Raw genomic sequence first — 23,897 nt, 5'->3', positions numbered from 1 at the left:
GCCTCGGAGGGGTGTCGCTAGCTGCGGTTCTCGTCGACCGGAGCGACGTGGGCGCCGTGGTGCGGCGCGCCTGCGGAGGCACTCGCGGCATCGCCTGCGGAGGCGCCGGCCGGCGCGTCCTGCGACGCCGACGCGGGGGCCGCATGGGCGGGCTCGTGCGTGACCGACCCGGGTCGTGACTCCTGCGTGGCCGACCCGGCCCGCGCCTCCTGGGTTCCCGCGTCTTGGGTTCGCGGCTCCTGGGTTCGCGCCTGGGTTCCCGCCGAGGGCGGGCCACCGTGCGAGACGCGGCGGGGCAGCGCGAACACGAGGGCGAAGGCGAGCACGGCGAACGCGGCGCTCACGCCCATGGCGGCGGCGGACGCGTCGGTGAAACCGGAGGCGCGACCGGCGGCCGTGGCGAGCTCGCGACCCGTGGGCAGGGCGCCGAACAGCACACTGCCGATGATCGCGATGCCGACGGCCGAGCCGATCCGCTGGATGGCCGAGATGACGGCGCTCGCCGAGCCCGCGTCCTGACGATCCACCGTCGCGACGATGAACTGCACGTTCGGCGCGATGAAGAATCCGTTGCCGAGACCGGCGATGAGCAGCGGTGCCAGCAGCATCCAGTTCGTGAGGTCGGCGGCTTCGGTGTTCGACAGGATGAGCCACATCCAGATCAGGCCGATCGCGACCAGGGCCGTGCCGAGCACGAGCACGTTGCGACCGAGACGCTGGGCGAGGCGGTTGCTCTGCGACGAGCTGACGATGCTGCCGACCGCGAAGGGGATCGCGACGGCACCCGAGGCGAGGGCGCTGTGACCGAGGCCCGACTGCCAGAGCAGCGAGATCGTGAAGAAGATGCTGGTGAACGCCGCGAAGTAGACGAGGGCGAGTACGACGCCGCCCGTGAACGACGGGTGGGCGAACAGCTTCGGCGGCACGAGGGCCGTCTTGCCGCGCTTCGTGTAGCTGTGCTCCCACAAGCCGAAGACCGCGAGGAGCACGACGCCGCCGGCCAGCGACAGCCAGGTCCACAGGGGCCAGCCGTCTTCCTGGCCCTGGATGAGCGGCACGAGCAGGGCGACGAACGCGGCCGACACGAGCACGACGCCGATCCAGTCGAGACCCTTCTCGGGGCGCGGCGCGCTCTTGTCGCGCTTGGGCAGCAGGAGGGCGGCGGCGATCAACGTCACGACACCGAAGGGCAGGTTGACGAAGAACACGAGACGCCAGCCGTTCTCGTCACCGAACGCCTGAATGATCAACCCGCCGATGATCGGGCCGAGCGCGGACGAGACGCCGATCACGGCGCCCATGATCGCGAAGGCCTTGCCGCGGGACCGGCCGGGGAAGAGCAGCTGGATGAACGCGGTCACGGCGGGCACGAAGATGCCGCCCGCGAGACCCTGCACGACGCGGAACACGACGAGCTGCAGGTCGCTCTGGGCGACACCGCAGGCGAGGCTCGCGAGGGTGAACAGGGCGACACCGGAGAAGTAGATCCACTTGTGACCGATGCGGTCGCCGATACGACCGGCCGGGATCAGCGTGAGGCCGAACGCGAGCGCGTACCCCGAGATGATCCAGGAGAGGGTCGACTCCGACGCGTCGAGCGACGTGCGGATCGTAGGCAGCGCGACGTTGACGATGGTCGTGTCGAGCAGGGCGATGAACATGCCGAGCAGCAGCGCGACCAGCGCGTACCAGGCGTGTTTCGGAACAGCCGGCGCCGCATTCGCGGGAGCCGTGGGGGCGTGGGACATGTCGAGGCCTTTCGTGCTGCGCGCCCGTCGAGCGGGTGGCGGAAACCAGGAGGCGGTGGTCGCCTGGTGAGGGGAGGAGAACGGGGGAGGGGAGTTCAGGAGGAACGGGTCGGCGTGACACGCGAGGCCGCCTCGGCATGCCGGGCGCCTGCCTTCTCGTCGGCGACGATGGCGGGCAGCGACTCGAGCAGGCTGTCGTGCCACGAGAGCTCCGCCCGGAGGCGGTGCTGGCGATGGAGCATGGCGTGCGTCTCGGCGACGGACAGGTAGGGCGCCGCGCGCGTCAGTTCGGTCACCGCTTCGTCGAGCATGCTCTGCAGCGCCGCGCGGCGCGCTTCGATCGTGTCGCCGAGTTCGTCGATGTGGTCGATATCGGGGCGGGTCAAGGCGAGATCGAACGGATCGGGCCGGAAGACGACCTCGTCGAGACCGTATTGCCGGACGCGGGCGAGTGTCTCGCGCCCGGCGTCCGTGATCGCATAGACGTGGCGCTCGGGGAAGTTCCCGTCGCGCTCGGTCCGGGCGATCTCGAGCAGCCCCTCGGTCGCCAGGCGCTTGATGGCACCGTACAGGGAGCCGACGGAGACGTCCGTCCAGTGATGGACGTGTTCCTGTTCTGCCTGCAGGCGGAGCTGGTGCCCGTGCATCTCTCCGTGACGCGCGAACGAGTCGAGGATGAACAGGCGGATGGAAGACACCGGAGTACTCTCGCATGAGTAGTCGGATGCGTCAACGCGGACGTGAGCCGGCTGACCGCGCTGCCGACGCTGGTCGCCGGTGCGGGGATGTCAGGAGATCGTCGAGTCGAGCGGGGCCGTGGCTCAGACCACCACGTTGCGAAGTATGCCGAGTCCTGTGATCTCGACCTCGACCACATCGCCGGCGGTGAGGTAGCGCGGTGGCGTGAAGCCCGCTCCGACACCCGCCGGGGTCCCGGTCGCGATGACGTCTCCGGGCTCGAGGGTGAGACCGGCCGACAGGGTCTCGATCAGCGTCGGGATGTCGAAGATCAGGTCGAGCGTCGAACCGTCCTGCCTTGGCTCGCCGTTGACGCGGGACTGCACGCGCAGGTCGGGCCGTGCTTGCCCGGCCGGATCGATCTCGTCCGCGCTCACGGCCGCCGGGCCCATCGGGCAGAACGTGTCGAGCCCCTTGCCGAGCAGCCACTGCTTGTGGTCGCGCTGGCGATCGCGGGCCGACACGTCGTTGACGATCGTGTAGCCCCAGATGTGCGACGCGGCGTCGGCAGCGGAGATGTCCCGGCCGCCCTTGCCGATGATGACGGCGAGCTCCGCCTCGTAGTCGAGCTCGCTGGTGAGACGCGGGAAGGACTCGACGCCGGCCTCGGGGCCGACCACGCTCGACGGGGGCTTCGTGAAGACGATGGGAGTGGTCGGGGCCTCACCCGTGCCTCCGGTGCCTTTGACCTCGTTCACGTGGTCGGCGTAGTTCTTGCCGATGCAGAACACGTTGCGTCGCGGACGGGGGAACGGGGCCAGGAGCTGCACGTCGGCGACCGGCGTGCCCGAACCCGGCACGAGACCGGCAGCCCAGGCCGTCACCGCGGCGGTGTTCTCGATCGCCCAGACGAGGTCGTGCTCGGGGGTCGGGTTGCCTGACTCGCCGACGGCGGGGGCTCCGTCGCGGTCGGCGTGCTCGGCGTGCTCGGCGTGCTCGGCGCGATCCGCGCGGTCGGCGCCCGCGACGGAGTGCACCGTGTGGGCCTCGTCGACGACACCCGTGCGGGTGCGGCCGTGCTCGAGGTAGGTGATGAGGCGCACGAGTGCTCCGTTTCTTGGGCTGTGGCTGGGCGAGGGCGGAGCGAGCCTGACTAACCGACGGCGCGGAGCTCGGCCTTGAGGGCGGCCTGGCGCATGGCGTCACGCAGCGTGATGTCCCGCGCGCCCAGCAGCGTCGAGGCGCGCTCGGGGCTCAGGCCGGCGAAGGCCTCGCCGATCGTGATGCCGTGCGAGGGGCGTGACGCGACGACGACCTCGTCTCCCGCGGCGATCGTGCCCTGCTTGACGACCCGGAGATAGGCGCCGGGGCGCCCCTCCGCCTGAAAACGTCGCACCCATCCCGGCTCGCGCATCCGACGGGCGAACGTGGCGCAGGGCGTCCGCGGCATGGTCACCTCGAGCACGAGCGTCTCGCCGACGTGCCAGTGCTCGCCGATGACGGAGCCCGTGATGTCGAGGCCGGTCGTCCGGAGGTTCTCGCCGAAGAGCCCGGGTGCGACGTCACGGTCGAGCATCGTCGCGAAGAGCGCGGCGTCCTCGTCGGCATACGCGTAGACGGCCTTGTCCGGGCCGCCGTGGTGCTTGCGACTCGCCTGGACGTCGCCGTACACGCCGAGCGTCTTCACCGGGATCGCCTCGGAGACGGGCCGTTTGTCGATCGCGGTCACGCCGATGCTGCCCGAGTCGGGTAGCAGGGCGGCGACGCGGCAGACGGCGGTGATCACGGGCATCACCCCATGCTGCCGCACCGGTCGCAGCGCGACAAGCGGTTCGAGTCGACGGCGAGCGAGGTCGGCTGGTCAGGAGTTCAGCGACTTCGTCGGGATGCGATCCCTGTCGTACGTGATCGAGTCGTAACCGTGCGGAGCAGGCAACCCGTCCGGCCCGAGATTCACGAACACGATGGTGTCGATCGTCAGGATGCTGTGCCGCGTGACCATGTTCCGCACCTCCGCGCGCATGGTCAGGGACGTGCGTCCGAACGACGTGGCACGCAGCCCCATCTCGACCAGGTCTCCCTGACTGGCGCTCGAGACGAAGTTGATCTCGGAGATGTACTTCGTGACCACCCGCCCGTTGCCCAGTTGCAGGATCGCGTAGATCGCCGCCTCCTCGTCGATCCAGCGCAACAGGCTGCCGCCGAACAGGGTGCCGTTGGCGTTCAGGTCCTCGGGGCGCACCCACTTGCGGGTGCGGAAGGTGATCTCGTCCGCCTCCGGAGAGGTCGGGGCGATCCGCCCGGCAGGTGCGGGGGCGTCGAGCGGCGAGGTCGAGTCTGGCGCCGGGGTCGGGGCTGGCGTCGAGGTCGGGTCTGGCGTCGAGTCGGTCGTCGTGTCGTGGGAGTTCATGGGGTGCTCTCGGGTCGTGATGTCAGACGTCGGCGCTGACCGTCTCGATGTCAGGACGTCATGCTACGACCGATGCCCGCGCCCCCGAGTGACGAAGACTCAGGAGGCGCGGGTCGGGGAATCAGCGCTGCACCGGCTCCGTGGCGCTGAGGAGGTCGAGCTCTGCGCGACGCGGGAGCCCTTCCCAGTCGCCGGGCGAGAGGCAGACGAAGGCCGCCGTCGTGACGGCGGTCAGGAGGCGCGCCTCGGCCGGGCGGGTCAGTGCCAGCTCGGCGAGATAGCCGGCGACGAACGCATCGCCGGCACCGACCGTGTCGTGCGGGACGATCGGCACGCCCGGCCTCACGTGCTCGTGACCGTCGATGAGGGCGACGGCGCCATCGGCTCCGCACTTGACGACGGCCTGGGCCGGCCCGAGTCGGGCCAGACCGCACGCCAGCTCGAGGCGTCGCCCGGCGAGGAGGGACAGGGCGGGTGCCGTGGTCGGCGCGGCTGCCTCGGCTGCCTTGTCTGCCTTGGCTGCCTTATCGGTCGCGAACTCAGGCGGCGTGGGCGACGTCGCGCCCGGCTCGCCGCCGAGCACCATCGCCGCCTCGTCTTCTCCTGCGAAGACGACGTCGCACGACGGCAGCAGGCTGCGCGCGAACTCGGCGGCCCGGTCGGTCGACCAGAGCTTCGAGCGGTAGTTGACGTCGTAGGACACGAGGGCGCCGTTCTGCCGCGCGATCTGCACGGCCCGCCGGATCGCCTGATCCGCCGACGCCGAGAGTGCGGCCGTGATCCCGGTGACATGCACGACGGCGGCGCCTGCGAGCAACTCCTCGTCGAGGTCGTCGGGCGACAACCGGGAACCGGCGCTGCCTGCTCGGTAGTAATTCACGCTCTGGCTCGTCGCCGTGCGACGCTCCTTGAGCATGAGCCCTGTCGGAGCCTCAGGATCGACGATGACCCGTGCCTCGACCCCCTCGGCGCGGATCTCCCGTTCGACCAGGCGTCCGACGGCGTCGTCGCCCACGCGTCCCATCCATACCGACCCGACCCCGAGCCGACTGACCCCGATCGCGACGTTCGACTCCGAGCCCCCGATGCCCAGTGTCATCGTGGCGGCATGCGACAGCGGCCCCGGAGTGACGGTCGACAGGAGGCCCATCGTCTCGCCGATCGTGACGACGTACGGCGTTCCGGTCAACGGGCGCTCCGTGCGGCGTCGACGCGACCGCGGACCTGTCTCGCGCGCTCCTCGAGAGCCCGAGCCGAGCCTCCTCGGAACGCATCCTGGAGCAGGGGCCCGCCCAGGCTGACGGCGAGCGCTCCGGCCGAGATCCACCCGTCGACGTCGTCGATCGAGATGCCTCCTGAGGGGACGACCTCGAGGTCGGGGAAGGGGCCGCTGAGCTGGCCGAGGTACCCCGGGCCGACGGTCGACGCCGGGAAGAGCTTGACGGCGGTCGCACCGCGGGCCCAACCCGCGAAGAGCTCGGTCGGTGTGAGGCCGCCCGGGTAGATGGGTACTCCTCCTGAAACGGCGACGTCGATGAGGTCCGCGACCGTGATGGGTGTCACGAGGTAGTCCGCGCCGAGGTCGATCGCCGTCTGAGCCTGAACGACCGACGTGACGGTGCCGACGCCGATCTCGATGGCGTCGTCGAACCGGCGTCGGAGCTCGGGCAGTTCGTCGAACGTGCCCGGAGTGCTGAGGGTCAACTCGATGCTGCGGACGCCGCCCTCGGCGAGGGCTTCGATGACGGGGGCGTAGTCCCGAGCGTGCGGTGCGCGGAGGACGGCCACTACTCCGGTGTCGATGAGGATCTGGGACGGATCGGTGCGGATGGGTGGAGGAGTGGCGCTCATCGGCGGCCTTTCGCGACGCTGCGGGCGGGTGATCGTTCTTCCTGTATAGCGGTCTTCGGCGGCGAGCACGATCGTGGAGCATCTGTCCTCTCGCCAGCGCGGTCGAGCGATCGGCGAGTGATCAGGCCGGGCAGGGGAATCTCGTGCGGTCGGCTCGGCAGGGAACCCGCCCGAGCCGCCAGGGCCGCCGACCGCGCCCGGGCAGAGGGCGTGCGAGATCCAGGATGTCGGGCCGACTCGGGGGTGGGTCGTTGTGGATGGTGAGCAGGGTCTCGATCGCGCGAGACAGCCGATCGGCGTCGCGCAGCACCATGCTCGCGCTCGCTCGGAGCGGGAGGTAACCGTCGCCGATGATGACGCAGTCCTTGCGTCTGTCGACCTCGAACGAACTCTCGTGGAATTCCCGACCGTCCGTCTCCAGGCCGACGATGCCGTTGATGAGCAGGTCGAGCAGTTGCCCGTTGCTGAGGCGGCACTGGATCTCGACCTGATTCCCCCGCAAGCGCTCACGCGTCCGGACCAGACTCTCGAGGATGCTCTGCGTCTTCGGGTCGACCCATCCGATGATGCGTTGTGCGTCACGGGGCAGGTGCGCGAGGAGGCGGGGCAGATCGTCGAGCTCGATCAGTCCCGTGTGCAGCGCCCAATCGACGACGGCCACGGCGTCCAGGAAATCGAGTTCGCAGATCGCCCTCACGAGTGCGTCGCGCGGGTCGACACTCGTGAGCGAGCCGCGATCGCAGATGTCGCGGCCGTCCCACACGACCCGGGCACGGCGCCGTGGTCTGAGGCGCGACGCGTTGGCAGGGACGGAGACCGTGAGCGGCGGGCGCCGTTGGAGCCAGGCCCCGCATTCGAAGAGGGCCGCGGCTCCCGAGAGGCGCCCGCCGATGCGCACGGCCTGGAATCGCCGATCGGCCGGACTCAGCGTCGAGTACCACCCTCGGCGAGGGCGCCGGACGCTTCCCGACCGCACGGCATGGGTGAGGCGACGATCGGTGGCGCCCAACGCCACGAGGTCGCGTTTGCGGAGGACGCCGCCCGCGGCGCTGACGAGTTCTGCGATGGAGGTCATGCGCGTCATGCTGTCGACCTGGCGGTCGGCCTGCGGCTCGCGTCGCCTCGGATGTGGAGGACGTGGCCGGAGCCGGCACGGGGGAGGAGGTGAGACCTCTCGTGTCGCGGGTCTGGGTGGTCGCAGCCGCGCCGGATCGGTCGTCAGGTGCGCGCGATGGCCTGGGTTGTGCGTCCGAGCAGCAATGTCGTCGGCAACTCGACGGCGTCGTCGGGCAGGGCGTGCCAGTCGACGGTCGCACCGAGCGCGAGTGCGGTCGCCGCCTCGGCGGCGAGTCGGGCCATGTCGTGCACGGGCTGCGCCACCGTCGTGATGCCGAACTCGAGCGCTCGCGGCTGACCGTCGAAGCCGACGATGGCGATGTCCTGCGGAACCCGCGCGCCGATCCGTTCGAGGGCGATCAACAGGCGTAGTGCGAGGTCGTCGTTCTCGGCGGTGACGGCCACGGGCAGCGGTCCGGCGAGGAGCCGTGCGGCGGCTTTCTCTCCGAAGTCAGGGCCGACCGGCAGGTCGATGTCGACCCGTGCCTCCTGCGTCACCGATGCGTCGTCGAGTTCCCGAGTCCATCCGTCGTGACGGCCGCGGGCGCTCCAGCGGAACCCGAGATCGAGACTGTTACGCAGGTAGGCGAAGCGGGTGTGGCCGAGATTGAGCAGGAGGCGGGCGGCCGTCCGCCCGTCTCCGGCGTCGTCGACACCGACGCTCGCGTGTCCGGCCACTCGCTGGCTCAAGAACACGACGGGTGTCTCGGAGTCGTCGAGGATGCGTTCTTCCTCCTCGCTCAGCGCGAAAGAAGCGACGATCAGTGCGTCGGCGTTCCGTCGAGCCGGCAGGATGCGGAAGAACTCGTCGCGCTCGGAGCGGTTGTGCACGCGGTAGAGCAGCAGGTCGAGCCCTGCCTCGCGCAGCACGTCGTAGATGCCGTCGAGGATGGACCCGCTGAACCAGTCGGTCAGGGGTGCGCCGATCAGGACGGCTACGCGACGCACCTTCCCCGTTGCCAGGCTCGATGCGCTGGGCGACGCGACGAAGCCCAGGGAGTAAGCGGCAGCGCGGACGGCCGCGATCGTGGAGGGCCTCACCTTCGACGAACCGCGCAGCGCTCGCGAGACGGTCGAGACGGAGACCCCCGCCGCCTGCGCGACATCCTGCATTGTCGCCGCGGCCCGGGGCGAAGAAGCCGAGGGCTGACCCGAAGGAGGTGCGGGCTGAGTCGCCGAGGCAATGGGTGCCTTGCGAGATGAGCCCGGCACGATAGTCGCCTTTCGATCACAGTGTCCGCTCGAAATGCAAGCGCTTGCACTTCGACGGTACCTCATCGGAGCCAATACAGCCAGCCACAAGATTGCACATTCTGCACAGAATCGCTTCCGCGTCGACGCCTTGCTTGACGCCTGTCGTCGATTCTTCCTAGGCTGTGCAAGCGCGGTCATTGTGCCTCGTCCGATCAGGCGGACGGGTTCGAGGTCCGTGCACCTGACCCGCATCCACGTCGAGGAGGACGCATGCAGATCGATCGAAGGGGGCTGCTCGTCGGCGGTGCCGGCGTCGCAGGAGCTCTGATGCTCGCAGGCTGTGCCCCGCGAGCCGAGCGCACCGACGTCTCCGACTGGCCGACGGAGGTGGGCGACGAGCCCGTCACGATCGACTGGTGGAGTGCCAACATCGCCACGAACACCGGTGGGGATCTCAGGCCGAGGCTCATCGAGGAGTTCAGGAAGGCCTATCCCAACGTGCGGGTCAACGTCGTCGCCGCACCGGCCGACACGGACACGAACCGGACGACGCTGACGACGCAGATCGCGGCCGGCTCGCAGAGCCCCGATGTCATCCACGGCGACATCGCGTGGCCGGGGCAGTTCGCCGAGAACAAGCTGGCGGTCCCCGTCGGGCAGCTCGTGCCGGACGACTTCTGGGACCAATACCCCGAGGGCTTGAGGACTGCCGCGCGCGTCAACGGCGAGTACTTCATGTTCCCCGTCTACATCGACAACTCCTTCCTGGTCTACCGACAGGACCTGCTCGACAAGCACGGCCTCCAGGTACCCGACTCGTGGGAGGAGGTCGTCCGGACGTCGAAGAAGTTGATCGACGAGGGCGACGTCGACTACGGCTTCGTCTGGCAGGGAAACGTCTACGAGGGCATGACCTGCAACGCCGTCGAGTTCGTCGCGGACGCGGGAGGACGCTTCACGGACGCCGAGGTCACGAAGTCGACGGCGACCTCGTCGGAGGTGCGGCGCGGTCTGGAATTCATGAACTCCCTCGTCAAGGACGGCATCACGCCCCGCGCCGCGCTCACCTACATCGAGCAGGCGAGCCTCGACGCGTTCACCACCGGGCGTGCCGCGTTCCTGCGGAACTGGTCGTATGCGTACGACACCGCGAACAGCCCGGACGCCTCGAGCGTCGCAGGCAAGGTCGGCATCCGCTCCCGCCCCGGCTTCGACGGCACTGACGAGACGAACACGGCGATCGGCGGGTGGGGCAGCTACATCAACCCGCACACCGCGCACCCGGCGGCCGCGCTCGCGTGGGCCCGTTGGCTCGCCGACGAGGACGCGCAACAGCTGATCGTCCGCGAGGGCGGCGTCATCCCGGCCCGGACGGCCTCGCTGACCAGCCCGGACGCCGTCGCGGCGGCCAAGCCCCAATACGCGATCGCCGCCGACTACACACTCGTCCCGCGGCCGACGGCGACGGCGTTCTACCCGAAGATGTCGCAGGGCATCTACGTGAACGCCAACTCGATCGCCGCCGGGCAGTCCGCCGTCTCCACCGGCACGAGCCGGATGCAGCGACAGATGGACGTCGCCCTCGCGGGGCAGGCCCTCTGATGGCGATTCAGGAGGAGACCCGCCCGACCATGCGGACGTCGTCGAAGCGAGCCGATGCGAACGCGAGAGGGCCTGAACGCTCGACCCGCGCCTCCCTCGCGACCACCCGCAGCCGGAGCGCCTGGCTGTTCGCCTCCCCGGCGCTGCTGATCATCCTGTTGGTGACCGTCTTCCCGGTGCTGTACTCGGTCGTCCTGAGTTTCGCGCGCGTCTCGATCGACTACGACGGGTTCCAGATCGACGAGTTCACCCTCGGCAACTACGGGGCGCTCGCGCAGAGCAGCGACTGGTACCGGGCACTCGGCTTCACGGTCCTGTACACCGTCGTCACCGTGGCGATCGAGCTGGTGCTCGGCATGCTGTCCGCACTCGTGCTCGAACGTCTCGGGGTGACGCGCGGCTGGATGCTGGCGCTGCTGCTCGTGCCGTGGTCGCTCGTCACGATCGTGTCGGCTCAGCTCTGGAAGTACATCTACGACTCCACCTACGGCATCGCGACCTGGGGGATCGGCCTCGTGACCGGCGACCCGCCCGTCATCCTCGGCGAACCGGTGTCGGCCGCCGTCGCCCTGATGGTGGCGGACATCTGGAAGACGACGCCCTTCGTCGCCATCATCCTGCTCGCCGGGCTCGTCATGATTCCTGATGAACAGTACGAAGCGGCCGAGCTCGACGGATCGAGCGCCTGGACGACGTTCTGGCGCGTGGTCATGCCGCAGCTCGCCCCGACGTTCACCATCGCGGTGCTGTTCCGGGTGTTGCAGGCGTTCGGCGTCTTCGACCTGCCGTTCGTCCTGACGCAAGGAGGCCCGGGCACGTCGACCCAGACCCTCGCGATCATGGGATACAAGGTCCTGTTCCAAGACATCAACATCGGGCCGGGGGCCGCGATCGCGACCTCGACGGCACTGATTGTGGGTCTCGGCTGCCTCGTCTTCTTGCGGGCGTTCAGGAATCAGGCGAAGGGGGGCGAGTGATGGCTCGCACGAAGGTGCGTCGCGGTTGGCGGCGCTGGATCAACGTCGTCAACATAGGCGGAATCGTGATCGCCCTGTTCACGGCCGTGCCGTTGTACTGGCTGCTCGTGTCGTCGTTCAAGTCGGCGAGCGAGGTCGCGTCCTCACCACCGACGGCGTTTCCGCAGGAGTGGACGTTCCAGAACTACGTGACGGCGTTCGTCTCCAACGACCTCGCCGTCTACATGATGAACAGCGTGATCGTGGCGGTCTCGACCACGGTCATCGTGCTGGCGCTGGCCCTGTTCGCGGGATACGCGCTGGTGGGGCGGAAGCTCCGCGGCGGCACGGCGATCATGACGACGCTGCTCATGCTGTCCGTCTTCCCCGCGATCGCGGTGTTGACGCCGATCTACCTGATCGAGCGACAGCTCGGGCTGCTCAACAGCTACCCGGGCCTGATCATCCCGTACGTCGCGTTCAACCTGCCGTTCGCCATCTGGATCATGCGGAACTACCTGGCCGGAATCCCGTCGACCATCGAGGAGGCCAGCGAGATCGACGGAGCAGGCCCTCTCCGCACCGTGTTCTCCGTCATCCTGCCGATGTCGAAGCCGGGCCTGTTCACCGTGGGCGTGTTCACCTTCACCGCGGCGTGGAGCGAGTTCCTGATGGCGCTCACCTTCAACAGCGAGACGTCGTTCCGCACCATCCCCGTCGGCATCGCCCTGTTCGGCACGCAGTTCACGGTGCCGTACGGCGCCATCTTCGCGGCGTCGGTGTCGGCGACCGTCCCGATCGTGCTGCTCGTCCTGATCTTCCGCCGGTCGATCGTGTCGGGGCTCACGTCCGGTGCCGTGAAGGGGTGACCCCGGCGGGCGTTGCCGCCCCGCGCCTCCGTCCGCCCTGAAATCCCGCCCAGCCGCCCCACCCCCAAGAAGACCCCGAGAGAACGAAGCCCCCATGACCGACCGCACCACCCCCGCTGCGACGCCACCCGCCGACCCGAACTGGTGGCGGCAGGCCACGGTGTACCAGGTGTACCCGCGCAGCTTCGCCGACACCGACGGGGACGGGCTCGGCGACATCGCAGGAGTCACGTCACGCATCCCGTACCTCAAGGCGCTCGGCGTCGACGCGGTGTGGCTCAGCCCGTTCTATCCGTCCGAACTGGCCGACGGCGGGTACGACGTGGCCGACTACCGCGACGTCGACCCGAAGCTCGGCACCCTCGAGCACTTCGACGCCCTCGTCGCGGCGGCACATCAGGCGGGCCTGAAGATCATCGTCGACATCGTGCCGAACCACACCTCCGACCAACACGTGTGGTTCCAACAGGCGCTCGCCGCCGAACCCGGCAGCGCGGCACGGGCCCGCTACATCTTCAGGGACGGCCTCGGGGCCGATGGTGCCACGCCGCCGTCGACCTGGCAGTCGAACTTCGGCGGTAGCGCCTGGACACGCCTCACCCGACCCGACGGCACGCCCGAGCAGTGGTACCTGCACCTGTTCGCTCCTGAGCAACCGGACCTCGATTGGGACAACCCGGAGGTGCGGGCGGACTTCCACACGACGTTGCGGTTCTGGTCGGATCGCGGTGTGGACGGGTTCCGGGTCGACGTCGCGCACGGGCTCGCGAAAGACCTGACGGAGCCACTCCGCGACGCGAACCCGAAGGACTTCGGCCTGCCGATCGACGGCAGCGATCCGCTGTACGACCGCGACGAGGTGCACACCATCTTCGAAGGCTGGCGCGATGTCTTCAACGAGTACGACCCGCCGCGCACGGCCGTCGCCGAGGCCTGGGTGGCTCGCGAGCGCGTCTCCCTGTACGCCCGACCGACCGAGCTGGGTCAGGCCTTCAACTTCGAGCTCACGCGCGCCGAGTTCGACGCCACCGAATTCAGGACGATCATCGAGTCGAACCTCGAGCTCGCGGCCCAGAGCGGCGCGTCGAGCACCTGGGTCCTGTCGAACCACGACGTCATCCGGCACCCGACCCGCTACGGCCTCCCCGCCACCACGGACGGCGACGACTTCGTGTCGTCGCAGGGCACGTCGCCCGCGCTCGACGAGGTGACGGGTCTGCGTCGCGCACGAGCCGCCTCCTTGCTCATGCTCGCGCTGCCCGGCTCGGCCTACATCTATCAGGGGGAGGAGCTCGGCCTGTTCGAAGTCGCCGACATCCCCGACGACCAGCTGCAGGACCCGGTCTGGACCAGGACACTGCACGAGCGCAAGGGTCGCGACGGCTGCCGAGTGCCGATCCCGTGGGACACGACGTCGCCGGCGTTCGGCTTCGGCACCCACGAGCCGCACCTGCCCCAGCCGGCCTGGTTCGCGGACTTCGCCGTGTCGGTCGAACAGGACGCACCCGACTCGACGCTGTCGCTCTACCGGGCCGCGCTCGCCCTGCGCCATGACGTGCAATCAGGAGAAGACCTGCACTGGGTGTCGGAGGTCGGGTCGCCGGTGGTGCACTTCTCCCGCCACGACGGTTGGCATTCGGTGACCAACTTCGGGACGTCGCCCGCCGCGCTGCCATCGGGGACGGTGCTGCTCGCCAGCGGTCCGCTCGAGACATCGGTCGACGGCTCCGCGATGCTCCCCGGGGAGACCACCGTCTGGATTCGCGCCGACTGACGTCAGGCTCGCCAGCGGTCCGCTCGCGTCGCCCGGCACTCGCGTCGCCCGGCACTCGCGCCGACGGGCGCTCGGGACGGTGAAATAAGAAGAGGCCCTGTCGCCATTGACGAGGCCTCTTCTTAGTCGCCGATCGGGTTCGACCTGCAAACGATGAAACTCTCTCACTCGACAGCGGCGTCCTCGTGACATCCGCCGGCATCGTGACCTGATCGAGACACAAGCGTCATCGGTAGGTTGGGTCGATGACCTCCATCGCCGTCACCGTGCTGCCCGAACCTGACTCCGACACCGTGCGCGACGGACGGCCCCGTGATGCGTGGGGCGTCGAGCCGGCCCGGCGAGCGGTCGAGCAGGCAGGAGGGCGGATCGTCCCCCTCGGCGCCGAGACCGAGATGGTCGTCCTCGGCGGGCGGGTCGATCAGGAGGCGCTGCGTGCGTCGCTCGCCGAGCACCGCGGCATCAAGGTGGTCCAGCTGCCGAGTGCCGGGGTCGACTCCTACGTCGACACGATGCGTGCGTCGGCGCGGGACGGACTCGTCTTCACGAGCGCGAAGGGCGCCTACAGCGCCCCGGTCGCCGAGCACGCCCTGGCCTTGACCCTCGCGACCCTGAGATCCCTGCAGATCCGTGCCCGCGCCTCCTCGTGGGAACGTCAGGAACGGGGCATCTCGCTCAACGGCAGCCGGGTGGTGATCGTCGGGGCGGGCGGTATCGGCACCGAACTGCTACGCCTGCTGCGGCCGTTCGACGTGCACGTCACGATGGTGCGCCGAACTCAGGCCGCCGTCGACGGGGCCGACCGCACCATCACGACCGACGAGTTGACCGACGCGCTGCCCGAGGCCGATGTCGTCGTCGTGGCGGCCGCGCTGACCGGCACGACCCGGAGCCTCCTCGGAGCCGCCGAGTTCGCGGCCATGAAGCCGACCGCGGTCGTCGTGAACATCGCCCGCGGCCCGCTGATCGACACGGACGCGCTCGTCGAGGCCCTCGAGAACGGCCGCATCGGCGCGGCCGGCCTCGACGTGACCGATCCCGAGCCGCTCCCGGACGGGCACCCGCTCTGGTCGCTGCCCGGTGCCCTGATCACGCCGCACCAAGCGAACACGAACGACATGACCGAGCCGCTCTTCCAGGAGAGGGTCCGCGAGAACGTCCAGGCGCTCATCGACGGTTCGGACCCGGTCGGAGTCGTCGACGTCGAGCAGGGTTACTGACGGCTCAACCTGAGTGCGCCCGGAACAACCCACCGAGGGGCGCGTTAGAACGAAGACATCACCCGAATCCTGAAGGGATCACCATGCCTCGCATCGGATCATCCGACCTCGACGTCTACCCGCTCGCCCTCGGTGGCAACACCTTCGGCTGGACCAGCGACGAGTCGACGTCGCACGACGTGCTCGACGCCTTCGTCGCGGCGGGCGGCAACTTCGTCGACACGGCCGACGTCTATTCGGCCTGGGCGCCCGGTAACTCAGGCGGAGAGTCCGAGACGATCATCGGCTCGTGGCTGGCCGCGGGAGGCGCGGCGCGGCGGGACGGGATCGTCATCGGCACGAAGCTGAGTCAGCACCCCGACTACTCAGGACTCTCCGCGTCGAACGTCGCCGCGGCGGCGGATGCGTCGCTCGAGCGGTTGCAGACCGACCGGATCGACCTGTACTCCGCCCACTACGACGACGAGAGCGTGCCGCTGGAGGAGACCCTCGGCGCCCTCGACGCGCTCGTCCGAGCAGGCAAGGTGCGTCAGGTCGGCATCTCGAACTACACGCCCGCGCGGATCCGCCAGTGGCTGGCCATCGCGCAGCGCGAGGGGTTCCAGCTGCCGGTCGCGTTGCAGCCGCACTACAACCTCGTCAAGCGTCGGCCGTTCGAGACGGAATACGCGCCGGTCGCCGAGGCCTTCGATCTGGGTGTCACGCCGTACTGGTCGTTGGCGGCCGGCTTCTTGACCGGCAAGTACCGGACGCGGGACGACTTCGCCAATGCTGCCCGCAGCGGTAGCGTCGACGGCTACTTCAGCGACGAGGGGCTTGCGGTCGTGGATGCGGTGTCCGACATCGCCGAGGCCCACGAGGTCGAGCTCGCGACCATCGCCCTGGCCTGGCTGCAGGCACAGCCGACCGTCGTCGCGCCGATCGCCAGCGCCCGGATACTCGGTCAGCTGCCGGCACTGATGGCGGCGGACGGCGTGACGCTCACGGCCGACGAGCTGTCGACGCTGGACGCGACGTCGGCGCGTGTTCCGGAGTAGCGCGCGACGGGCCTCGGGACGCGTCGAGTTCTCGGGACGCATCGCGGGGTTCGGCTCGACGAGCGGCACCCGCTTCGTGGTCGGGCTCTGGTCGACCTCGCCGCTGGGCCGCTTCGCGGACGTGATGATCGAGGACAGCACCGGCCACCGCCTCCTGATCGCCCCGACGCAGTCCGTCGCCGACTTCGTCTCGGCGACCTACACGTTCGACGAGGTCCGGATCGTTCCGGTCGATTGGCGCTACACGTCGTGGGGTGTCGAACTCAGGGCCGGCGAGCTCGAGCTGGCCGTGCGGGTCGGGGGAGTCTCCGCCCTCGGTCGGCTGCTCAGGATCGTGCCGCGGCGTCTGTCTCGAAGCCCGCTGTGGCTCACGGCGATCGACCCGATCGCCCGCGTGCTCGTCCCCGGGGTGCGCACCGCGGGTTCGGCCGGCTCGGGTCGCCGCGAGTACTACGGCGTCAGCCTGGCTCGCGAGATCGAGGCCGTGTCGGGCCGATGGCGCGGCGCCGAGATCGGTACCGTCGCGCGGCTCGAGCCTCCGGTGCGGTTCGGCTTCGCCTCCGCGCCTCCGACGCCGAGCGTGGTCGATGTCACGACCACGATCACGGGCGTGCCGGAATCCTGACTAGCCGAGCTCCTGACGAACCGACGGGAATAGCCGGACGACCCTCGTGGTCATACCTCTCGACGTCTTTTCGTGACGTGTCATGCGCACGTCGACAACTCAGGGAGTTCCATGACCAGCATCCTCGTCCTCGTCGGTAGCCTTCGCACCGGTTCGACCAACAAGCAGATCGCCGAGGCGGCGGTCCAGAACGCTCCCGAGGGCGTGACGCTGACGGTGTTCGACGGTCTCGCGCAGCTGCCGTTCTACAACGAGGACATCGACACCGAGAGTGCCGTGCCGGCCTCGGCCGTGGCGTTCCGTTCGGCCCTCTCGGCTGCCGACGCCGTGCTGGTCATCACCCCCGAGCACAACGGCACGATCCCCGCCGTCCTGAAGAACGCCATCGACTGGGCGTCGCGTCCCTACGGCGAGAGCCAGATCTCGGGCAAGCCGACGGCCGTCATCGGCAGCGCCTTCGGCCAGTTCGGTGGCGTCTGGGCGCAGGACGAGGCGCGCAAGTCGTTCGGCATCGCCGGTGCGAACGTGCTCGACGACATCAAGCTGTCGATCCCCGGTTCGGTCGTGCGCTTCGCCGACGTGCACCCGCGTGACGACGCCGAAGTGGTGGAGCGGCTGCGCGACGTCGTGTCGGCGGTCGCCGCCGCAGCGAAGGCTGCCGCGTAACACGCACGCTTCGATGACCGAAGGTCGGCGTCCCCACGGGGTCGTCGGCCTTCGTCGTCTCAGGCGGGTTGCCCTGAGTGACCGATGAAACCGGTGGATGTCCTCATAAGTGAGGACATTGCCATTGTGCGCCGCATCGTCATGGGCTAGCTTCGAGGTCCCGGCACTACCCGACTGCTTACCCCAGTCGGCTCCGGCGGTGATCACCACGCCGCTCGATACCCAGCACCCCTCCCTCCAGGATTTCCCGAACCTGACAGGACCCGAACCCATGCGGTCTGCCTTGCCCGAAAACCAGGCGCTGCTCCCCTCCGACGACGGTGCGCCCGACGCCACCCTCGCCTGCGTGGTGCTGGCGCACGCCGACCCGACCCATCTGCACCGGCTCGTCGACGCCCTCGATCCGTTCCCGGTGTTCGTGCACTGCGATGCGCGGACGCCCGACGAGGTGTACGACGCGATGGCCGACGGGCTCCCCGCGCGGGCCCGCATGATGTCGCGACTGCGCACGGGATGGGCCCGCTTCGAGAACGTCGAGGCCGAGATCGAGGGCTATCGCCTGGCTCTCGAGACGACCGACGTGACGCATGTCGCCCTGCTGACCGGCAGCGACTACCCGATCGCGTCGTCCGTCGAGATCGCCGAGCTGCTCGCCGAGCATGTCGGCGAGTCGTTCGCGTACCTGCACGCGTTGCCGCACCCGGAATGGCGTGCGGGCGGATACGGTCGCCTGCGTTATCGACACTGGGCGTGGAACAAACGCATGCTGCGCCTCCCCGTCCCTCGCCGCCTCCCCACCGGTGTCGTCTTCGCAGGAGGATCGCAGCTGAAGGTGCTCGCCCGGCACCACGCGCAGGCCGTCGTCGACGCGTACGACCAGAACCCCGATCTCGTCGCCTTCTGGCGGCGGTCGTGGGTCGCCGACGAGACCTTCGTCGCGTCGATCCTGAAGACGCCGCGCTTCGTGCCGCACTGGGAGGACGAGCTCGTCACGACGAGCCTGTGGTTCATCGGCTGGGACGGCCGTCGTCGGAAGAGCCCGCCGTGGTTGACGACGGAGGCGGTGCCTGCGTTGCTGACGCGACGCACCGATCCGCGCATCCCGACGGATCACGTGTTCGCCCGCAAGTTCACGACCGGCACGACCGACGACGTGCTCGATGTGCTCGACGACCGCTTCGCGCTGCGCGGACCGGCCCGTGACGAGCTGCGCCGTCGCATGTCCGCCGCGGCGCCGGCCATGTCGGGTCCGCAGGTGCCTTCCGGTCCGCAGGGCTCGTCGGTTCCGCAGGACGAGTCGGTGGCTCCGAGCGTCGACCTGCCGACCACGGGTGTCCGATGAAGCCCCCGCACGAGCAGCAGTACGAGTCGGAGGTCACCGTCACCGTCGGGCCCGACGACGCGATCACGGTGGCCGTCGCGACCGACTGCGACCACCCCGTGACGGTGCACGTCACCACGGGCACGAAGACGGAGACCGTCACCGTCGATCCTCGACGAGCGATCGGGCCGCGCACCATGGACGACCTGTTCGCCGGTCTGCGCCACTCGGCCGACGAAGAGGCGCTGCTCGCGTCGGCTCCGCAGGCGGCCGTCGCGTCGTCGGTCCGCCCCGACGGCTCGCACGGGCAACCCGTCATTCGCGAGTCTGAACATCCGACCACCACCGGCGAGACCGGCACGGGGACGACCGGAGCTGCCGCCGTTGCCGCAGCACCTGCCGAGCCCGAGCCCGCACCCGCCGCAGCACCTGCGGAGCCCGAGTCGGCACCCGCCGCAGCACCTGCGGAGCCGGCTCGCACGGAGACCGAGCCCGCGGAGCCCGAAGCCGCCGACTCCTCCGACCCGACCCCGGCGGCGCACCACGTCGCCATGGTCACGCCCGACGAGAGGCCGGCGTCCACGGGCCAGTCCCGGCTCTTCGGACGCGGCCTGCTCTACGTCGTCGTCTGGTCGCTGCAACTCGTGACCAGCACCGTCGTGTCGCCGGTGCTGGCCCACCTGCTCGGCCCGGGGCAGTTCGGATCGCTCGCGTCCGCCATCGCGCTCTATCAGGTCTTGAGCGTCGTGGCCCTGATCGGTCTGGATCAGGCGCTCGTGCTGCAGCGCGCCGAGGACGGGGACGCGAAGGCATCCCGCGGCCTGGTCGCCGTCGGCATGGTGGTCGCCCTGACCGTCTCGATCATCGCGGCGGTGACGGTCCCGCTGTGGAGCGGCCTGCTCGGCTTCGGCACCGACCAGACGATCGTCGTCCTCGTCATCCTGTGGACCGGTCCCTCCGCCGCGGTGTCGGTCATGCTCGCCCTGTTGCTCGCCGAGGACAGGTTCCGGTCGTTCGCCATCGTCAGCGCCCTGTCGGCGGTCGGCGGTCAGCTCGTCGGGCTCGCCCTCCTGATCTTCGTGCACCGCGACGCGACGACGTACGCCTGGGGCGGGGTGGTCTCGCAGTTCGCCGCGATGATCGTGGGCGTCATCGTCACCAGGCCGCGCCTCCAGGGGCTCGTCGACTGGTCGATCACGAAGCGCGCCATGAAGCTCGGACTGCCGCTCGCCGTGTCGAGCCTCGCCTACTTCGTCTTGAACGCAGGAGACCGCATCGTCCTGCAGCGCATGGAGGGGCCGGACGCGGTCGGTCAGTACCAGGTCGCCTACGTCGTCGGTTCAGCCGTGATCCTGATGCTGTCGTTCACGAACGGCGCCTGGGCGGCCCAGTTCGCTCAGATGCGCGACGTGGGGGAGCGGGTCGCCCTCGCCCTGCGCTCCCGCGACGAGCTGTACCGCATGCTCATCCCGATCGTCCTCGCCGTGACCCTGGCGTCGCCGCTCGCCCTGCCGATCCTCGCTCCCGCGAGCTTCCGACCCGAGACGTTGACCGTCGTCGTGTTCGTCGTCGCGCTGACCGCGTTCCCCGTCGCGGCGGGCGGCGCGTCAGGACGTCTGCTCGTCATCAGCCGTCGCGGCAAGACGGTGGCGCTCATCACGGGCATCGCGGCCGTGCTCAACATCGGTCTCAACATCGCGCTCATCCCGGTCGTCGGGATCTTCGGTGCGGGCCTCGCGACCTTCCTCTCGTACGGTGTCATGGCGTTCCTGCAGAGGCGAAGCCTCCCGAAAGACCACCAGTGGCGCTCCGCCCCGGCACCCCTGGTGCTGTCGATCTTCGGTGGTGTGGCCCTCGCGGCCGCGTCGATGCTGCTCCCTCAGTCGCTCGAGTGGAACATCGCCCGCTTCGTCGTCGCGGTGGCGTGCATCCCGTGGTTCTTCGTGCGGCTTCGTCAGGCACGAGGAGGCGCGGCGAAGGACCCCGAGCCCGCTGCGGCGCCTGCGACCCCCGCTCCGCTCGACCACTCGGCGATCAGGACGGCGGCGGCCCGCGCCGCGGCCCTGTCGGCCTTGACCGCATCGTCGGCCGAGACGGCCGAGTCGACGCAGCCGGTCCCGGCACGTCCTGCGGCCGCCGGGTTGACCCGACCGGCCGGGTCCGCAGAACCCGCCGAACCCGCCGAACCCGCCGACGTCGCGGATTCCGCTGAAGCCGCCGTCACCGCATCACCCGCCACCGTCTCGCTCGAGACCCAGAGGAGCCTCCGATGAAGAACACCACGGCGACGGTCGAACCGTTGCCTCGTCAGGTCATCACGGTCGACCTCGACGGCCCCGAGCCGGTCGCGCCCGAGGCCGGCCACTACGGCACCGCCATGGTGGTGGGCCGCGTGGGCGGTGTCCCGGTCGGAGTCGTCGACCTCGACGTCGAGACCGGGGGTCTCGGCACGGAGGGCTTCGCCCTGGCCGTCGCCTCCCTGCGGTCGATGGCAGATCAGGTCTCGGCCGCCGCACGGTCCGTCGCACCGAAGACGCCCATCGCGGACGCGGACCTGCCGAGCATCACGGTGGTCGTGTCGACCATCGTGGGTCGCGACGAAGACTTGGAGCTGCTGCTCGACGGCTTCGCGCACGTCGATTACCCCGACGTCGAGTTCCTGATCGTCGACAACCGCACCTCGCTGCCGCCGCACGACCGGCTTCCTGAACTCGTCGCAGGTCGTGACCGAGTCCGCGTGGTGGCCGAGCGCCGCCCGGGCATCTCGGCAGGCCGCAACGCCGGTGTCGCCGCGGCCCGGGGCGAGATCATCGCCTTCACCGACGACGACGTCCGCGTCGAGCCGAACTGGCTGCGCGCCCTCGGCACACGATTCGCCCGCGACCCGGGGCTCGATGCTGCGACCGGGCTGATCCTGCCCGCCGAGCTCGAGACACCCGCGCAGATCTGGTTCGAGCGCTACTACGGCGGATTCAGCGGCGAGCGCACGTTCACGCCGTTGCGTGTCCAGGCCGACCCGCGCCTCCCCACGTTCCTGCGGGGTTCGCGCGTGTCCGTCCGCAACGGCGGCGGCGAGGAGCTGCGCAAGGTCGCGGTCTACGGCGTCGGCGCCTTCGGAGCCGGCGCGAACATGGCGTTCCGCGCGAGCGCCCTGCGTCGCGTGGGCGGTTTCGACACCGCGCTGGGCACCGGCACGCCGGCGCGCGGCGGCGAAGACCTGGCGACGATGATCTCGATCCTCTGGACCGGAGGTGCGCTCGGCTACGAGCCGTCGGCCGTCGTCCACCACAAGCACCGGCGCGGCCTCGACGAGCTCCTGAAGCAGCTGCGGGGCAACGGACTCGGTTTCACGGCGATGTTGACGTCGCTCGTCCTGAACGACCCGCGCCACCTCGCCTCGCTCGGGTATCAGCTGCCGCTCGCCGTGGGCACGATGCTCCGACAGAACGTGCAGAAGCTCGTCAACCGCAATCAGCCGAGCGACGAGACACGCGCCGATTCCATCGACGACCGGTACCCGCGGTCGCTCGTGATCAGCGAGATGCGGGATGCACCCAAGGGCCCCGGCGCGTACCTGACGAGCCGACGCGTGTGGCGAGAGCGCACGTCGGGCCACGGCACGTCGCCCGGCCGGACGGGCTCGGGCTCATGACGACGGTCACCGGCACACCGGTCACGGCCCACCGTCGAGCCACGACCGAGCCGATGCGTGTGCTGACCACGGCTGCGTTCCTGAACTACCTCGGCGGCATCGAGGTCTGCACCATCGAGGACACGCGCGAACTCGTCGCCCGAGGCCACACCGTCGAGCTGCTGTACGCCCTCGACGGAGAACAGCGTGCGACGTACGAGCGCTCAGGAGTCGTCGTGCGCGGACCGGTCTCGTTCGAGTTCGGCGTCGACCGGGCCCTGAGCGACCTCGGCCGTTTCACCGGAGCCGCGCGTCTCGCCCGACGGTTCCGCCCCGACGTCCTGTGGCTCAGCCGCCCCGAGCACGTCATCTGGGCGCAGGTCGTCTCGCGTCTCGCGCGCATCCCGCTCGTCGTACACCTGCACCATGCGCCGAACTACGGCCGCACCCGCCTCGTGACCCTCGGGGTCGACCGGTTCATCGCGGTCAGCGACTACATGAAGCGGCTCTGGGTCGAGCACGGCGTTCCGGCCGACAAGATCACGGTGGTGCACAACGCCGTGCCGATCGACCGCTACCCCGAGGGGGGTCTGCCGGAGCGCGAAGCCGCCCGCCGCCTCCTCGGCCTGCCTGTCGAGCCGACGATCGTCCTCTTCTACGGCCGCATCTCGAGCAGCAAGGGCGTCGTCACGCTCTTGTCGGCATGGCGGGCGCTGGGCCTCGACCCCGAGGAGGCGCTGCTGGTGTTGGCAGGTCAGGGCGTCGGTGATCCTGACGTCGCGTCGGCCATCTCCGCTCTGCCCGCGGGTGTGGTGAAGGTGCTGCCCCCGCGCGCGGACGTCGTGCCGCTGCTCCATGCGGCCGACGTCGTGGTCGCGCCGTCGGAGGAGCCGGAGTCGTTCGGTCGTGTCCTCGTCGAGGCCATGTCGACGGGACGACCCGCCATCGGGTCGGACGTCGGCGGCATGCCTGAGATCTTGACCGGCGAGTTCGCCGAGCTGCTCGTGCAACCGGGCGACGCTGCGGGGCTGGCGGCCCGGATACGGTCGCTCCTCGACTGGCGCACGCGCTCGCCGGAGCTCGGCCACCGCGCCCGCGCGAGCGTCGCTGCGCGCTTCCCGTCGGGTACTCATGTGGATGGCATCGAGGCCGTGCTGAACGCCGCGACGCGAGGCCGCCGGCGTTGACGCGTAACCGGC

21 protein-coding genes are annotated in these 23,897 nt (G+C 69.7%); 12 read left to right on the top strand and 9 right to left on the bottom strand.

The genetic code is table 11. The features are described 5' to 3' along the window. Nucleotides 1–17 precede the first annotated feature (17 nt). From ACPEEZ_RS12415 to ACPEEZ_RS12375, 9 genes are all read right to left on the bottom strand, one after another. The gene (locus tag ACPEEZ_RS12415) at nt 18–1,748 is read right to left on the bottom strand and encodes an MFS transporter (protein ID WP_423919489.1); all 1,731 of its coding nucleotides are present in this window, start codon (nt 1,746–1,748) and stop codon (nt 18–20) included. A 95-nt stretch (nt 1,749–1,843) separates the two neighbouring features. Further along, a complete protein-coding gene (locus ACPEEZ_RS12410) occupies nt 1,844–2,446 on the bottom strand; it encodes a PadR family transcriptional regulator (protein ID WP_423919486.1) in 603 nt (200 codons plus the stop codon). Between the two features lie 123 nt (nt 2,447–2,569). Then, nucleotides 2,570–3,529 (bottom strand): fumarylacetoacetate hydrolase family protein, encoded by a 960-nt coding sequence (locus ACPEEZ_RS12405; protein WP_423919484.1) that lies wholly within the window; start codon nt 3,527–3,529, stop codon nt 2,570–2,572. A 50-nt stretch (nt 3,530–3,579) separates the two neighbouring features. After that, on the bottom strand, nt 3,580–4,218 hold the full coding sequence (locus ACPEEZ_RS12400) for an MOSC domain-containing protein (protein ID WP_423919481.1): 639 nt from the start codon (nt 4,216–4,218) through the stop codon (nt 3,580–3,582). Between the two features lie 69 nt (nt 4,219–4,287). Beyond that, a complete protein-coding gene (locus tag ACPEEZ_RS12395; protein ID WP_423924274.1) occupies nt 4,288–4,722 on the bottom strand; it encodes an acyl-CoA thioesterase in 435 nt (144 codons plus the stop codon). A gap of 235 nt (nt 4,723–4,957) precedes the next feature. Further along, nucleotides 4,958–6,025 (bottom strand): sugar kinase, encoded by a 1,068-nt coding sequence (locus ACPEEZ_RS12390; RefSeq protein WP_423919478.1) that lies wholly within the window; start codon nt 6,023–6,025, stop codon nt 4,958–4,960. Further along, entirely contained in the window at nt 6,022–6,687 is a 666-nt protein-coding gene (locus ACPEEZ_RS12385) for a bifunctional 4-hydroxy-2-oxoglutarate aldolase/2-dehydro-3-deoxy-phosphogluconate aldolase (RefSeq protein ID WP_423919475.1), read from the bottom strand. The genes ACPEEZ_RS12390 and ACPEEZ_RS12385 overlap by 4 nt, the downstream gene beginning before the upstream one ends. Before the next feature lie 121 nt (nt 6,688–6,808). Next, on the bottom strand, nt 6,809–7,762 hold the full coding sequence (locus tag ACPEEZ_RS12380) for a type IV toxin-antitoxin system AbiEi family antitoxin domain-containing protein (protein WP_423919472.1): 954 nt from the start codon (nt 7,760–7,762) through the stop codon (nt 6,809–6,811). A 143-nt stretch (nt 7,763–7,905) separates the two neighbouring features. Next, nucleotides 7,906–8,916 (bottom strand): LacI family DNA-binding transcriptional regulator, encoded by a 1,011-nt coding sequence (locus ACPEEZ_RS12375; protein ID WP_423919469.1) that lies wholly within the window; start codon nt 8,914–8,916, stop codon nt 7,906–7,908. Nucleotides 8,917–9,267: 351 nt separating this feature from the next. On the opposite strand from ACPEEZ_RS12375, the gene ACPEEZ_RS12370 reads away from it, so the two are divergent. From ACPEEZ_RS12370 to ACPEEZ_RS12315, 12 genes are all read left to right on the top strand, one after another. Continuing rightward, a complete protein-coding gene (locus tag ACPEEZ_RS12370) occupies nt 9,268–10,599 on the top strand; it encodes an extracellular solute-binding protein (protein ID WP_423919467.1) in 1,332 nt (443 codons plus the stop codon). After that, nucleotides 10,599–11,576: a carbohydrate ABC transporter permease gene (locus tag ACPEEZ_RS12365; protein WP_423919464.1), complete on the top strand. Its 978-nt coding sequence runs from the start codon at nt 10,599–10,601 to the stop codon at nt 11,574–11,576. Before ACPEEZ_RS12370 ends, ACPEEZ_RS12365 begins: the two co-directional genes overlap by 1 nt. Beyond that, nucleotides 11,576–12,424, top strand: a complete 849-nt coding sequence (locus ACPEEZ_RS12360) for a carbohydrate ABC transporter permease (protein WP_423919461.1) — start codon at nt 11,576–11,578, stop codon at nt 12,422–12,424. Before ACPEEZ_RS12365 ends, ACPEEZ_RS12360 begins: the two co-directional genes overlap by 1 nt. Before the next feature lie 94 nt (nt 12,425–12,518). Then, the gene (locus ACPEEZ_RS12355; RefSeq protein ID WP_423919458.1) at nt 12,519–14,198 is read left to right on the top strand and encodes an alpha-amylase family glycosyl hydrolase; all 1,680 of its coding nucleotides are present in this window, start codon (nt 12,519–12,521) and stop codon (nt 14,196–14,198) included. A 245-nt stretch (nt 14,199–14,443) separates the two neighbouring features. Beyond that, on the top strand, nt 14,444–15,418 hold the full coding sequence (locus tag ACPEEZ_RS12350) for a D-isomer specific 2-hydroxyacid dehydrogenase family protein (RefSeq protein WP_423919455.1): 975 nt from the start codon (nt 14,444–14,446) through the stop codon (nt 15,416–15,418). Between the two features lie 83 nt (nt 15,419–15,501). Continuing rightward, nucleotides 15,502–16,455: an aldo/keto reductase gene (locus ACPEEZ_RS12345; protein ID WP_423919452.1), complete on the top strand. Its 954-nt coding sequence runs from the start codon at nt 15,502–15,504 to the stop codon at nt 16,453–16,455. Further along, complete coding sequence (locus ACPEEZ_RS12340) at nt 16,442–17,080, top strand: hypothetical protein (protein WP_423919450.1); 639 nt, start codon at nt 16,442–16,444, stop codon at nt 17,078–17,080. Before ACPEEZ_RS12345 ends, ACPEEZ_RS12340 begins: the two co-directional genes overlap by 14 nt. Before the next feature lie 111 nt (nt 17,081–17,191). Next, nucleotides 17,192–17,746 carry an NAD(P)H-dependent oxidoreductase gene (locus ACPEEZ_RS12335; protein ID WP_423919447.1) on the top strand — a complete coding sequence of 185 codons (555 nt, stop codon included), beginning with the start codon at nt 17,192–17,194 and terminating at the stop codon, nt 17,744–17,746. A gap of 271 nt (nt 17,747–18,017) precedes the next feature. Further along, nucleotides 18,018–19,088, top strand: a complete 1,071-nt coding sequence (locus tag ACPEEZ_RS12330) for a beta-1,6-N-acetylglucosaminyltransferase (RefSeq protein ID WP_423919445.1) — start codon at nt 18,018–18,020, stop codon at nt 19,086–19,088. Beyond that, the gene (locus ACPEEZ_RS12325; protein ID WP_423919442.1) at nt 19,085–21,340 is read left to right on the top strand and encodes a lipopolysaccharide biosynthesis protein; all 2,256 of its coding nucleotides are present in this window, start codon (nt 19,085–19,087) and stop codon (nt 21,338–21,340) included. The genes ACPEEZ_RS12330 and ACPEEZ_RS12325 overlap by 4 nt, the downstream gene beginning before the upstream one ends. After that, complete coding sequence (locus ACPEEZ_RS12320) at nt 21,337–22,719, top strand: glycosyltransferase (protein ID WP_423919439.1); 1,383 nt, start codon at nt 21,337–21,339, stop codon at nt 22,717–22,719. The genes ACPEEZ_RS12325 and ACPEEZ_RS12320 overlap by 4 nt, the downstream gene beginning before the upstream one ends. Next, nucleotides 22,716–23,885 (top strand): glycosyltransferase family 4 protein, encoded by a 1,170-nt coding sequence (locus ACPEEZ_RS12315; protein ID WP_423919436.1) that lies wholly within the window; start codon nt 22,716–22,718, stop codon nt 23,883–23,885. Before ACPEEZ_RS12320 ends, ACPEEZ_RS12315 begins: the two co-directional genes overlap by 4 nt. Nucleotides 23,886–23,897: the final 12 nt, after the last annotated feature.

The organism is Frigoribacterium sp. 2-23, from assembly GCF_049601585.1.
GTDB lineage: Bacteria > Actinomycetota > Actinomycetes > Actinomycetales > Microbacteriaceae > Frigoribacterium.
The sequence above is the reverse complement of the archived record's forward strand: the minus strand, read 5'-3'. Positions and strand labels throughout refer to the sequence as shown.

Bases quoted from the DNA above. Each gene is read 5' to 3' on its own strand.
- ACPEEZ_RS12415 (WP_423919489.1), bottom strand. From the start codon at position 1,748: ATGTCCCACGCCCCCACGGCTCCCGCGAATGCGGCGCCGGCTGTTCCG.
- ACPEEZ_RS12400 (WP_423919481.1), bottom strand. From the start codon at position 4,218: ATGCCCGTGATCACCGCCGTCTGCCGCGTCGCCGCCCTGCTACCCGAC.
- ACPEEZ_RS12385 (WP_423919475.1), bottom strand. From the start codon at position 6,687: ATGAGCGCCACTCCTCCACCCATCCGCACCGATCCGTCCCAGATCCTC.
- ACPEEZ_RS12380 (WP_423919472.1), bottom strand. From the start codon at position 7,762: ATGACCTCCATCGCAGAACTCGTCAGCGCCGCGGGCGGCGTCCTCCGC.
- ACPEEZ_RS12375 (WP_423919469.1), bottom strand. From the start codon at position 8,916: ATGCAGGATGTCGCGCAGGCGGCGGGGGTCTCCGTCTCGACCGTCTCG.
- ACPEEZ_RS12370 (WP_423919467.1), top strand. From the start codon at position 9,268: ATGCAGATCGATCGAAGGGGGCTGCTCGTCGGCGGTGCCGGCGTCGCA.
- ACPEEZ_RS12365 (WP_423919464.1), top strand. From the start codon at position 10,599: ATGGCGATTCAGGAGGAGACCCGCCCGACCATGCGGACGTCGTCGAAG.
- ACPEEZ_RS12360 (WP_423919461.1), top strand. From the start codon at position 11,576: ATGGCTCGCACGAAGGTGCGTCGCGGTTGGCGGCGCTGGATCAACGTC.
- ACPEEZ_RS12355 (WP_423919458.1), top strand. From the start codon at position 12,519: ATGACCGACCGCACCACCCCCGCTGCGACGCCACCCGCCGACCCGAAC.
- ACPEEZ_RS12350 (WP_423919455.1), top strand. From the start codon at position 14,444: ATGACCTCCATCGCCGTCACCGTGCTGCCCGAACCTGACTCCGACACC.
- ACPEEZ_RS12345 (WP_423919452.1), top strand. From the start codon at position 15,502: ATGCCTCGCATCGGATCATCCGACCTCGACGTCTACCCGCTCGCCCTC.
- ACPEEZ_RS12335 (WP_423919447.1), top strand. From the start codon at position 17,192: ATGACCAGCATCCTCGTCCTCGTCGGTAGCCTTCGCACCGGTTCGACC.
- ACPEEZ_RS12330 (WP_423919445.1), top strand. From the start codon at position 18,018: ATGCGGTCTGCCTTGCCCGAAAACCAGGCGCTGCTCCCCTCCGACGAC.
- ACPEEZ_RS12325 (WP_423919442.1), top strand. From the start codon at position 19,085: ATGAAGCCCCCGCACGAGCAGCAGTACGAGTCGGAGGTCACCGTCACC.
- ACPEEZ_RS12320 (WP_423919439.1), top strand. From the start codon at position 21,337: ATGAAGAACACCACGGCGACGGTCGAACCGTTGCCTCGTCAGGTCATC.
- ACPEEZ_RS12315 (WP_423919436.1), top strand. From the start codon at position 22,716: ATGACGACGGTCACCGGCACACCGGTCACGGCCCACCGTCGAGCCACG.